The following is a 12542-nucleotide window of genomic DNA, read 5'->3' as shown; positions in this document are numbered from 1 at the left end:
AGCATTAAAAACCTATATCACAGATGCGTCTAACCCAACCTACAACTGGTAACTGAAAATGAGCCTTTATTTCATTGCTTTATTACCACCGCAGCCAATTCAAGATTACGCTAACGAGGTTAAGCAATATTTTGCCGATAACTATGACAGCAAACACGCTCAAAAATCACCACCACACATTACGCTACAACCTCCTTTTGAATGGGATACGGCTAAATTAACCGACTTGGAGGAATGTTTGCACAAGTTTGTTACGGGAAGAGATTCGATACCAGTCACTCTTAATGGTTATGCTGCATTTATTCCTCGCGTTATCTACATTGATGTAGTTAAAACTCCAGAATTACTCAATTTGCAAGCCGATTTAATCATGTATTTAGAAACCAATCTAGGGATCGTTGACAAGGTTGGTAAATCTCGCGGTTTTACTCCTCACATGACAGTTGCTTTTAAAGATTTGAAAAGAGAAAATTTTAAAGCCGCTTGGGTAGAATTTGAAAACCGAGAGTTGCATTTTGAGTTTAATGCAAAGAAATTAACCCTACTGAAGCATGAAAATAAACGATGGAATATTACTCAAGAATTGGAATTTGTATTTTAAATAGCGTAATCAAGTAGATAATCTTAAGGTAGAACTTTGAAGTAAATCACCTTGTTTGTATAAACAAAACATAGAAATCATATTTGAGAATTCCTATACTACTTTTGCATAAGTCGGTTAACCTTTCAAATTTCAGCGCTTTTTATCAGGAGATAATCATGGAAACAAAGCAAGCTTACGAACAGAAAGTAAAAGCTCAACTCGATAAATTCAACGCTCAAATTGACCAAATGAAAGCACAAGCATCTGAAGCTAATGCTGATGCTGCAATTGAGTACAATAGTATGATAGAAGATTTGTCTAGCAAGCGTGATGCAGCACAAGCGAAGTTGGATGAAATTGGCAAAGCTTCAGAAGATGCTTGGGAAGATTTGAAGGTAGGCTTTGAAAATGCTTGGAATGATTTGAATAACGCTTTCAAGAGTGCTGTTGATAAATTTCAGTAATTTATCTTTTCTTTGTTAGCATATTAATTTTATATAACTAATGTAGAGACGTAGTACAATACTGTGTCTCTACATTGGTTTTTAATACTTATATAAGTAAAACCTTATCCAAAATCCACGCGATCGCTTATTAGTTAGGAAAAATGTTAATTGCGTAAGTCTTGTAACAGTATAAAACATCAGCTTTATAGAAAATTTATAATTAGCAGCTTTATAAAAAGATATCGTGAAGCTACCGAAAATTACTGATAAAGACTTTTATAAATGTATTATTACTAATATGTCTGTGGGCAAATAATACTACCTAAGATTATCAAAATAATCAGTATAAGTACTACTTTTTGACCAATTATTCCGTGAATGGTACTTGCACCATTATTTATGGATAGATTACTTTTAAACTTTGCTTGGTTGAAGCCCCCGGATTTATCCGCGATGCATTAATTGCGAATTATACCGATCGTCAAATAAGAGGAAAATGACTGACGACCTTAAATTTAATGTTTCAGTAATTATCCCTGTATACAATGGTGGTATAAGTTTTCGTAGCTGTTTATCTAGTCTGACTCAGGCAGTAACTCCTTTTACTGAAATCATTGTGGTAGCTGATGGAGATAGTGATGGTTCGTGGCTTGTAGCTGAAGAATTTGGTGCAAAAGTTGTCAAAATACCTGTATGTGGTGGTCCAGGGAAAGCAAGAAATATCGGGGCGCGAGCAGCAAAAGGTGATATTCTTTTCTTCGTAGATGCTGATGTAGTTATTTGTGCGGATACAATTAGCAAAGTTCTGAAAGCCTTTGAGAATCAACGGGACTTAACGGCTTTAATTGGTTCTTATGACGATGAACCAGGTTCTAGCAATTTTTTATCGCAGTATAAAAACTTGTTTCACCACTACACGCATCAGACAGCTAAAGAGGAAGCTTTTACTTTTTGGGGTGCTTGTGGGGCTATTCGTCGTGAAGTTTTTCTTTCTATTGGTGGGTTTGACGAAAGCTATCGCAGACCAAGTATAGAAGATATTGAATTAGGTTCCCGTTTGAAAGCTGCTGGATATAAAATTCAGCTTTGTAAGGATTTACAGGTTAAGCATTTAAAGCATTGGGGTGTGGTTTCTCTGTTAAAAGCTGAATTATTTTATCGTGCCATACCTTGGACGGAATTAATTTGGCGATCGCGCAATTTTAGTAATGACTTAAATTTGGATATTAGAAGTCGTTTGAGTACGCTTTTTGTCTATATTTTATTAGGTGCTTTAATTACAGCTTGGTGGTGGTCTGGATTTATTGTAGTAGGTTTAATCCTTAGCCTCCTGCTATTAAAATTGAATCTACCTGTTTATCGCTTCTTTTATGAAAAGCGCGGTTTTTGGTTTGCGTTAGGTGTAATTCCCTGGCATTGGTTTTATTTCATTTATTGTGGATTTGCATTTGTTTTTGGCACTGTTAAATATTTTTTGCATGAGTTATTTAAATCCAAGCTTGCTATTCCTTCAATCTACAAGCACAATTTACAAAAAATAAGTACAAGGCTGTAAATACGGATGTAAATAAAATTTTAGTTCTCTTCTTTGACTCAGTTAATACTAGGTGTAATCTACCAATTTTGTGCTTCATACCATCAAAAACACCTAGAGATAATACAATTGAAAAATCATTCTGTTCTTGTCATTGGGGCTGGTCCTGCTGGATTAACCGCTGCTTACGAATTGGTCAAAAATGGTATTCAGCCAATTGTTTTAGAACAAGCAGACAAAGTAGGGGGAATTTCCCGTACTGAAACCTACAAAGGTTACTACTTTGATATTGGTGGACATCGATTTTTTACTAAGGTTGCAGAAGTTCAACAGTTATGGAATGAGGTGTTGGGAGATGAATTTATCAAGACACCGCGTTTGTCCCGTATCTACTACCAAGGCAAGTTTTTCCAGTATCCTCTAAGCGTTTTTGATACCTTAGAAAAACTTGGTATATATGAAAGCTTGTTGATTTTGTTATCGTATCTGAAAGTCAAACAGCAACCGCTTCCCGTGGAAGAAAATCTAGAACAGTGGGTAACAAATCGCTTTGGAGTTAGGCTTTACCAGACTTTCTTCAAAACCTACACTGAAAAGGTTTGGGGGATTCCCTGCAACCAAATTCAAGCAGAATGGGCTGCACAGCGAATTAAAGGTTTGTCAGTAAAAAAAGCAGTGATTAATGCTTTCTTCGGTAGCAACGATACAAAAACATTAATTAAAGAATTTGATTATCCGCTGTTGGGACCGGGGATGATGTGGCAACGATTTGCAGAAAAAGTAGAAGCTGGTAACGGTAAGGTGTGCTTGAATACTCGCATACTCGGTTTAGAACACAATAGTCGTCGGATAACTAAAGTTATTGCACAGCGTGATAGTAATTTAGTTCAGTTTGAGGCAGAAAACTTCATCTCAAGTATGCCTTTAACAACACTAGTAAACAGACTCGACCCACCCCCACCAATTGAAGTATTGCAAGCTGCAAATCAGTTAAAGTATCGAGATTTCTTGATTGTATCGCTGATTATCGATGCACCCGACCTGTTTCCCGACAATTGGATCTATATCCATAGTCCTGAAGTGAAAGTGGGACGGATACAAAACTTCAAGAATTGGAGTCCAAAAATGGTACCAGACTCCAGTAAAACTTGTTTGGGAATGGAATACTTTTGTAATGCTGGTGATTCTGTATGGGAAATGTCCGAAGCAGAACTGATTGATTTAGCAAAAACAGAGTTAGATACTTTGGGATTAGCGAAGGGTGCGGTAATAGAAGATGGAGTAGTGATTCGTCAACCTAAAGCTTATCCCGTGTACGACCACGAATATCGTCAACATTTAAAGGTAATTCAAGATTACTTGCAAACATTTGAAAACCTGCAAACCACTGGTCGTAATGGGATGCATCGTTATAACAACCAAGACCATTCAATGTTGACAGGGTTGTTAGCCGCAAAAAATATTTTGGGTGAGAAGCATGATTTGTGGGAAGTGAATACGGAGAGATCTTATTATGAAGAGTTTACAACCAAGCACAAAGAGAATGGCGATCGCCTTTTGGTGAAATAGAACTATTTGAGGGTGTATCTATAAATAATTTACAGCGACTTTCCACATTTTTTATCTAATGGAAATATCAAAGTTTCAGAGTAGAAGATATAAAATAATATTCTTGTCAACAAATATTATTATTTATTTAATCATATTTATTTCTTTCAAATGGCTTCAATTTACGCCGAAGTCAGATGAACCACATTACTGGCAAACAACTTTACTTTTTAGTAAAAGCTTGATTCCTGACTTACATTTATTAAGAAATTACGGAGAACTTAATACACCGCTACCATTTATCATTTTTGGGAATCTGGAACGCTTTTTTAAAGGTGGAATGTTTGCTGGAAGAATTTTAAACTTTATTCTTTCGTTCTTGATAACCTGTATCATAGGACTTTCTAAATATGGAAAATATAAATATTCAACGCTTGCAGTGTGCGGTTTATTTTTGTGTCCTTATTACTTCCGATTGAGCAGTTATTTTTACACTGATATCATAGCTATATTTTTTGCTTTATTAGGATTTGTTTTTTATATTCGGTCTTCAAATATTATTAGTAGCATTGCTTTTGTTTTAGCAATTGCATCCCGACAATATATGTTAGTTTTTCCTGTATCTATAATTCTTTTTGAACTATTTAATGTTTTAAATCAAGTAAATATCTCACGTAAAAATGACGCTACGTATATTAATAACAACCAATTGCCGAATCAAAGTAAAAACAGTAGCAAAAGTAATATATTCTCAACTCGTTTATTAATGCCATTAATTGCTTCATTATCCATTTTAGGTTGGTTTTTATTGTTCAATGGTATGGCTCCTCAAACTGGACTTGCTCGGACAAATACACCAGCAGTACAGCAAAGTTTATTTTCTGTTGCACCTGAGAGTAGCCTGTATTTTCTTGCTTGTGTAGGCTTGTATTTTGTGATTCCAGAATTATGTTTATTTCATACTCGTAGTCTCTTTCATCTGAATATTGCCATAGGAAAGCCACTTACACTAAAAAATTGTTTATTAGCTGTTGCTTTACTCATACTTTTTATCATATTTCCACCTTTACAAACCCACGGATTAATAACCAATGTCGCAAAATTCTTCCCAAATGATTTTTTAAAGCTGAGTTTATATTATTTTTTAGCACTTATTGCGACTCTTAGATTTTCTCGTATTGATATTGCCTTTTGGATTCTATTAGTTAACTGCGGCTTGATGATGAAAGCATATCCTTGGGATAAATACGTTCTACCATTACTTGTTGTTTTTTGGTATTTAAAATCAATTAATTCTTTGCATCAAGTAACTCCTGATGGGTTACTTGCGCTAAACAATCATAGATATAGGAAAGTAAATAAAAATGCAAAAATTAACGATAAATAAACAGAAAAATCAGTCAGACAAGCAGAGTCATTCAACTCCTTTAGTTTCAGTAATTATTCCTGCATACAATGCAGAGCATTTTATAGCTAAAACATTAGAATCAGTGCTATCTCAAACTTATCAAAACATTGAAGTTTTAGTTATAGATGATGGTTCTCAAGATAGAACAGCAGAAATTGTACAATTAATTACTCAAAAAGATAGTCGATTAACTTTATTACAACAAGAAAATTTGGGAGTAGCAGCAGCTCGCAATACAGGAATCAATAATTCAATTGGAGAATTTATTGCACCTCTGGATGCAGATGACATTTGGTATCCACAAAACTTAGAAAAACAGGTGCAGTGTCTTTTACAAGCGGAACAATCTGTAGGATTAGTATATTCCTGGTCGGTGGATATTAATGAAGAAGATAAATTAACCGGGGATTTCCGAGCTTCAAATATAGAGGGAGATGTTTTTAAAACTTTACTATGTCATAACTTTTTAGGAAATGCTAGTTCAACTTTAATTAGACGTAGTTGTGTAGAAAACATAGGTGGTTATAACACTCAATTAAAAACACAAGATGCTCAAGGCTGTGAAGATTGGGATTTTTATCTACGAATTGCAGAACTTTATCAATTTAAAGTCGTTCCGGAATTTTTTATTGGCTATCGTAAGATTGCTAATACGATGTCTGCTGACTACAAAAAAATGGCGAAATCTCATGATTTGATGTTACAACAAATTCAACAAAAACATTCAGAGATTCCCAAAGGTCTTTATCAATTATCTAAAAGTAGTTTTTATATGTATTTAGCGCGTCAAAGCAGCATTTATGACAATCATAGCAAGACTTTATATTGGTTGTCCCAAGCATTAAAGGCAGATTTTGTGACACCTGTTTTTCGTATTGGTTTGTATACGCTAACAATTAAAAGTTTGTTTGGATTATTTGCTAAACCTGAAGATATTACTATTGATAATTTATATAAACGGCGATTCAGCATATATTTCAAGCTTTTATTCGGAAAAGTTTTTCATAGTTTATTAGCTAAAGGTAATTAAAGGATTTGAATTTATGTTGTATCCAATCAAAGTAGTAGATGTTGAATTGAGTCTTCCTTTGCAAGACATTGAAGGTTTAGATGGCTATATGCAAGTACAAGCGTTAGTGCGCTGGCATAGTTCGCCAATTGGTTATATAAAAGCGCCTATTACTAATGGTAAGTGTCTGGCAACAAGCTTAAGTAAATTAATATTAGAAGAACATAGTGAAACGATTATTAATCGTCTTTTAGAAAACGGGTTAGCAGTACAATCAACAGCAAAAAGCTTAAAAATAGAAGATTTATTTGATGTTTCAACGTCAGAAAATCGAGAAAATTTACCCTTAGTAACCGTTGCGGTATGTACGAGAGACCGCACTTCCGATTTAGCTTTATGTTTAGCAGGTCTAAAGCAACTCGATTATCCTAATTTAGATATCTTAATTGTTGATAATGCCCCTAGTAATGATGCTACTAAAAAACTAGTAGAAAATTATCCCGATATTCGTTATGTTTGCGAACCTCGTCCGGGTTTGGATTGGGCAAGAAACCGAGCAATTATTGAAGCTAAAGGAGAAATTCTTGCTTACACCGATGATGATGTTGTGGTTGATTCCGGGTGGGTAAAAGCTTTAGCAAAAGTATTTGTTGAAAATTCTAAAGTGATGGCGGTAACTGGCTTAGTTGTACCATTAGAATTAGAAACCGAAGCTCAAGTTTTGTTTGAGATGTACGGAGGTTTTGGTAAAGGCTTTGAACGCAAATGGTATCGGGTATCTAAAGGTTACAAAATGCCTTGGCAATTATTAGGTGCGGGACAATTTGGTACGGGTGCAAATATGGCTTACCGTCGTTGTGTATTTGATGAAATTGGTTATTTCGACCCCGCTTTGGATGTTGGTACGGTAACAAATGGTGCTGGTGACTTGGAGATGTTTTTCCGGGTTATAAAAGAAGGACACGCATTAGTTTACGAACCTAATGCGATAATACGTCACCGACATCGTAGGGATTATGAAAGCTTACGTAAACAAATTACTAATAATGGAAGCCTTTACGCATATTTTTTCTGCGGTGCTTTATCTTATCTAGATCAAATTTTTTCTTTTACGTGGATAAGTATTTGGTGGATGTGCTATTGGAATATCCGCCGTTTATTAATTTCTTTTGTTTTCCCCTCACTTTTCCCCCGCGATTTAATTGTGGCTGAACTTTGGGGAAGTTTAAAAGGTTTAACTCTTTATCCAAAAGCCCGTAAAAATGCAGCGAAAATTATCCGAGAATATAGAGATATTCCTTCTATTAAACCAAAAAATAATTTTTCCAATTTATGGACACAGAAATCTCAACGTCAAGACCCTATTGCTGTACGTACAGTGGAATTATCCGAACCTATAGAACCATTAACTGATATTACCGACTATTCCCGCGTCAGAGTATTTGCGACTTGGAAAAAGTCCCCTATCGGTAGTTGCGATATCAGCAACCAACGGCAAGTAATTAGCGCTAATCGTTTGATTGAGGAAATTGTTAAACAACTAAATTTCAAATTAATTAAAATAGATGAAAGTAAAAATCAAGCATTAGCAGCATTAAACAAACGTTGGAAACTAATAGCACAATCCGCTCAATTACCTGTAAATATACCAGTTTCTATAGTAGTAGCAACATTAGATAGACCGGATGATTTACGTAAATGTTTGCAAAGCTTAGCTGCACAAAAAACACAACGAGTAGTTGAAATTGTTGTTGTTGATAACAATCCAGATTCTGGCTTAACTCCGGCTGTAGTTGCAGAATTTCCGGGAGTGGTTTTAGTCAACGAAAAGCGTCGGGGATTGGCTTACGCTAGAAATGCAGGCTTTCTTGCTTGTATGGGGGATATTGCCATAGCTACCGATGACGATGTAACGGTACCTCACGACTGGCTGGAAAAATTAGTCGCTCCTTTCGCTAGAGAAGACGTGATGGTGGTTACGGGGAATACACTGCCTATCGAATTAGAAACGCGATCGCAACGTTTATTTGAAGAATACGGTGATGGAGGTTTAGGACGTGGCTTTGAAGAACGCGAAGCTGATAATAACTGGTTTACGCGAGATTGGTTTCGTGCTGTACCAACCTGGAAACTTGGTGCAACTGCAAATGCAGCTTTCCGCACTAGTATCTTTAGACATCCCGAAATTGGTTTAATGAATGAAGCATTAGGTCCTGGTATGCCTTCTGGAGTAGGAGAGGATATTTATGTTTTCTATAAGGTTTTAAAAGCAGGTTACACCATAGTTTACGAACCGACAGCACAGGTTTGGCACAAACACCGTCGCGACATGAAAGCACTGCGTCGCCAACTTTACGGTTATAGCAAGGGCATAATCTCCTATAATCTCACCACTCTGCTTGTAGATGGCGATCGCCGAGTTTTGCCAACTTTGATAATCGATATGCCAATATGGCATTTGAAGCGCATCTACTACATTCTACGCGGTTGGAATGATTATCCCATCGGTTTGATTCTACTAGAAATTGCTGGAAACTTTGCGGGTCCTTGGTCTTTATGGCAATCTTATCGGCGCGTTAAACGTGAAGGACGTAGCAATCCTTATGTTCCGGTTTCTCAAAGGCAAAATAAAGTCATACAGGTAGAATCCACAATATCAGAATTAGTTGTGAAGTAGTCGGTGTTTGTAAAGATGTAGCATTGCTACGTCTTTACAGTTAAATTAGCTTTCTATTAATTAAATGTCTTTAATCCAAAATCGCTTCCGCTGGCGCTTACTTTATCTTTATGATTTACTGAGAGAGTTGGTAAATCGAGATATCAAATTACTCTATAAACGTTCCGTTTTAGGAATTGCTTGGACTCTAATTAATCCGCTTTTACAATTAGCGGTTTTTGCTTTCGTATTCCAATTAGTTCTACCAGTAAATGTTCCTCATTACTCCTCATTTGTTTTTACTGGTTTGCTGGTGTGGAATTGGTTTCAAAGCTCTATATTTCAGGCAACTGGAGTAATTATTAATAGTCGTCCTCTCATCAGACAACCTGGCTTTCCGACTCCTATTTTACCTGTAGTTACCGTTACTACTGGTTTAATTCATTTTATATTAGCACTTCCGGTTTTAATTATCTTTATATTAATTGACGGTATTCAATTAACACCTTTGATTTTGTTTTTACCGATTTTACAGGCTCTTCAATTTGCCTTAACAGTGACCATTTCTTATCTACTTGCTGCCCTTAACGTGACTTTCCGCGATACCCAACATACTATAGGTGTACTTATACAACTTTTTTTCTATTTAACTCCAATTTTTTATGATATTACTGCTGTCCCAGAAAGTTATCGGTCACTCTATCTAATTAATCCAATGGCAAATATTGTGACTGCATATCGGGATATTTTAATAAATGGAACTCAGCCAAATTGGTTAGCATTATTACTTTTAGCTGTATCGATATCAGTAATTTTGCCAGTGGGTTATTTTTACTTTAAAAGACAAAGCGCCCGGTTTGTGGAGGAAATATAAATGCAGGATGCTATTGTTGTTGAAAATCTAGGTAAAAGTTTTAATCGCTACCACGATAGCAAACCGCGAACTATTATGGAAGCGGCGATGTCTGGCTTTCGAGGTTTAAGTACAGTTGACCGTTTTTGGGCATTACGCAATATTAGTTTTACTGTATCTCCGGGAGAAATGTTAGGCATTATCGGTCACAATGGTGCTGGTAAATCTACGCTATTGCAGCTAGTTGGTGGAGTCGGATATCCCAACGAAGGAAAGGTAAAGGTTAACGGTAGAATCGGAGCGCTACTTGATTTAGGCGCGGGTTTCAGTCCAGATTTGACGGGAAGAGAAAATGTTTTTGTTAGCGGAGTAGTTGCAGGATTAAGCCGTCGGGAAGTAGCAAAACGTTTGGATGCAATTGTAGAATTTGCGGAGTTAGAACAATTTATTGATAATCCGGTACGAACTTATAGTACGGGAATGCAAATGCGTTTAGCGTTTTCAGTTGCGGTACATACTCAACCGGATGTCATGCTGGTAGATGAGTTTCTCTCGGTGGGAGATTTAGCATTTCAAGCCAAGTGTTTGCAACGAATTGAAGAATTAAAAGCTTCTGGTTGTGCAATTATACTAATTTCTCATAATGCCGAACAGGTTCAGCAATTGTGTGATAAAGCGTTATGGCTGCGTCAAGGTAAAATATTAGCCTATGGGGAACCAAAAGTAGTAGCTTCGCAGTACGTGAGCGAAATGCAAACGCAAACTCAGCAGCGTACCCCAAACAAACCATCCCAAATGACTGCATCGGGGGTAGAGTTGCAAATGAATGAAAACCGCTTTGGTTCTTTGGAAGTTGAAATCACTAATGTTATTTTGCTACCGGAGAATAAAATAAATAGTGGTGATTCTTTAAGTATCTTAATTGAATATTTATCACATCAATCTATTGATTCGCCAATTTTTAGTACAACTATTACTACTTCTAATAATCAAAAATGCCTTGATATAAATACTATTGACATGGGATTATTACTACCAACAATTCAAGGTAAAGGAAAAATAAAACTTGATTTTGACAGATTAGATTTATCAAGTGGTGAATATTGGCTTGATATTGGAGTTTACGAACAACATTGGGCTTATGCTTACGATTATCATTCGCAAGCTTATTCATTTAAAGTGCGTTCAGATCATGATAGTAAGGGTATTTTGAATCCCCCATTGCGCTGGAAGTTTATCCGGTAGAGAAGATTTTACCTAAAAATAATTACTAAAATAAACAAAGTAAATTTCCGGAACGCTCAAAGGGAGTATGTAGTTATAGGAGCAAAAAAGATACAACACCGGGAGAATACCATGACTACTAGCTTTATTGTTCTTGAAAAAGGCGCAACTGGATTCAAAGTCACAAGATTACAAGAAGTTTTAACTCAGCTAAAGTTTAATGTTGGTACAATAGATGGTGTTTTTGGTGCGAAAACACAAGCAGCAGTAATTAAGTTTCAACAGCCTTATAATCATCTTCCTCATAATGGAATTGTTGATGCAGAAACCATTTTGCAATTAGATCAAGCTCTGTGGTTGTCGCAACGAGAAACCATAAAGGAAGGTTCTAGAGGTATTGAGGTTGAGCAACTACAGGGTATGTTAGAATATGCAAATTTTGGCTCTTTGAAAGTAGATGGCTTTTTTGGAGCGAAAACTAAAGCAACTGTAATTGATTTTCAAAAAGCTAGAGGACTACAAGCTGATGGAATTGTTGGAAAACAAACTTGGAGTTCTTTATATACTTTAGCTCGGCATGATATTCCCTACGAGCAGAGAGTTGATAATTTCTTTGCTGTGGAAGGTTGTTAAATAATTTTTCTAAATTCCAAAAATCTAAATATGTATCAACTCAGGATTAAAAAATCAACTGGGTTGATTGTATTTTTATTAATTACACAATTTAAAATAAAAAACAGTTCTAAAAATACTATGAATCACGCTATGAAAAAATTAGCTGTTGTATCTATTGCGATCGCAAGTCCATTATTATGGTTGGTAAATAATCAAGTATCCGCAGCACCCAAACAAACTATTTCTCCATCTATATCTCAGGCTGCTAAACCACCACAAGATAAATGGCGAAGAATGAATCAGCAAGAAGAGATAAATCAGATAAAATCTTTAATTGATAGTCGCATGGGTGTTGCTGCGCTGAATCAGTTAGCATTAGAAGGTTTTATTGGGTTTGGTTGTAAACGTAGTTTTTATGTTAACGAACCTTATGGTGGTTTTCAAACTTTGATGCGGGTGAAGTGTAATCAGCCTAAAGGTGCTTCGAGTGCGATCGGTTATGATGAAATTAGAGTTGTTTTTAATCGGTTTGAAAGCAATATTGAGGATTTTAAAATTGAAAGGGTTTCTCAAGAAACTGGTTCCCCAAAAATTAAGCTACCTGATTAAAGTTTGATTTTGATTTCGACTATTAAATAATTCTATAATTAACCTGAGTTGACTGCA

At 35.9% G+C, this 12542-nt stretch carries 11 protein-coding genes; all 11 read left to right on the top strand.

All coding sequences use genetic code 11. The features are described from left to right. Positions 1-58 precede the first annotated feature (58 nt). The 11 genes from VB797_RS03205 to VB797_RS03155 all read left to right on the top strand — a co-directional run bounded on the left by VB797_RS03205 (position 59) and on the right by VB797_RS03155 (position 12485). Positions 59-601: a 2'-5' RNA ligase family protein gene (locus VB797_RS03205; protein WP_323236174.1), complete on the top strand. Its 543-nt coding sequence runs from the start codon at positions 59-61 to the stop codon at positions 599-601. A gap of 158 nt (positions 602-759) precedes the next feature. Beyond that, positions 760-1047 carry a hypothetical protein gene (locus tag VB797_RS03200; protein ID WP_323236173.1) on the top strand — a complete coding sequence of 96 codons (288 nt, stop codon included), beginning with the start codon at positions 760-762 and terminating at the stop codon, positions 1045-1047. A 478-nt stretch (positions 1048-1525) separates the two neighbouring features. Beyond that, positions 1526-2584: a glycosyltransferase gene (locus tag VB797_RS03195; protein ID WP_323236172.1), complete on the top strand. Its 1059-nt coding sequence runs from the start codon at positions 1526-1528 to the stop codon at positions 2582-2584. 108 nt (positions 2585-2692) lie between these two features. Beyond that, the gene (locus tag VB797_RS03190; RefSeq protein WP_323236171.1) at positions 2693-4132 is read left to right on the top strand and encodes an NAD(P)/FAD-dependent oxidoreductase; all 1440 of its coding nucleotides are present in this window, start codon (positions 2693-2695) and stop codon (positions 4130-4132) included. Between the two features lie 103 nt (positions 4133-4235). Further along, the gene (locus tag VB797_RS03185; protein ID WP_323236170.1) at positions 4236-5498 is read left to right on the top strand and encodes a hypothetical protein; all 1263 of its coding nucleotides are present in this window, start codon (positions 4236-4238) and stop codon (positions 5496-5498) included. After that, positions 5476-6549 (top strand): glycosyltransferase family A protein, encoded by a 1074-nt coding sequence (locus tag VB797_RS03180; RefSeq protein WP_323236169.1) that lies wholly within the window; start codon positions 5476-5478, stop codon positions 6547-6549. Before VB797_RS03185 ends, VB797_RS03180 begins: the two co-directional genes overlap by 23 nt. A gap of 13 nt (positions 6550-6562) precedes the next feature. Next, positions 6563-9205 carry a glycosyltransferase family 2 protein gene (locus tag VB797_RS03175; RefSeq protein ID WP_323236168.1) on the top strand — a complete coding sequence of 881 codons (2643 nt, stop codon included), beginning with the start codon at positions 6563-6565 and terminating at the stop codon, positions 9203-9205. A 64-nt stretch (positions 9206-9269) separates the two neighbouring features. After that, entirely contained in the window at positions 9270-10058 is a 789-nt protein-coding gene (locus tag VB797_RS03170) for an ABC transporter permease (RefSeq protein WP_323236167.1), read from the top strand. Further along, on the top strand, positions 10059-11282 hold the full coding sequence (locus VB797_RS03165) for an ABC transporter ATP-binding protein (RefSeq protein ID WP_323236166.1): 1224 nt from the start codon (positions 10059-10061) through the stop codon (positions 11280-11282). 111 nt (positions 11283-11393) lie between these two features. Next, positions 11394-11894: a peptidoglycan-binding protein gene (locus VB797_RS03160; RefSeq protein ID WP_323236165.1), complete on the top strand. Its 501-nt coding sequence runs from the start codon at positions 11394-11396 to the stop codon at positions 11892-11894. A 132-nt stretch (positions 11895-12026) separates the two neighbouring features. Next, a complete protein-coding gene (locus VB797_RS03155) occupies positions 12027-12485 on the top strand; it encodes a hypothetical protein (protein ID WP_323236164.1) in 459 nt (152 codons plus the stop codon). Positions 12486-12542 lie beyond the last annotated feature (57 nt).

This window comes from Rivularia sp. UHCC 0363 (assembly GCF_034931125.1).
Classification (GTDB): domain Bacteria; phylum Cyanobacteriota; class Cyanobacteriia; order Cyanobacteriales; family Nostocaceae; genus Rivularia.
This window is presented reverse-complemented; position numbering and strand designations above follow the sequence as displayed.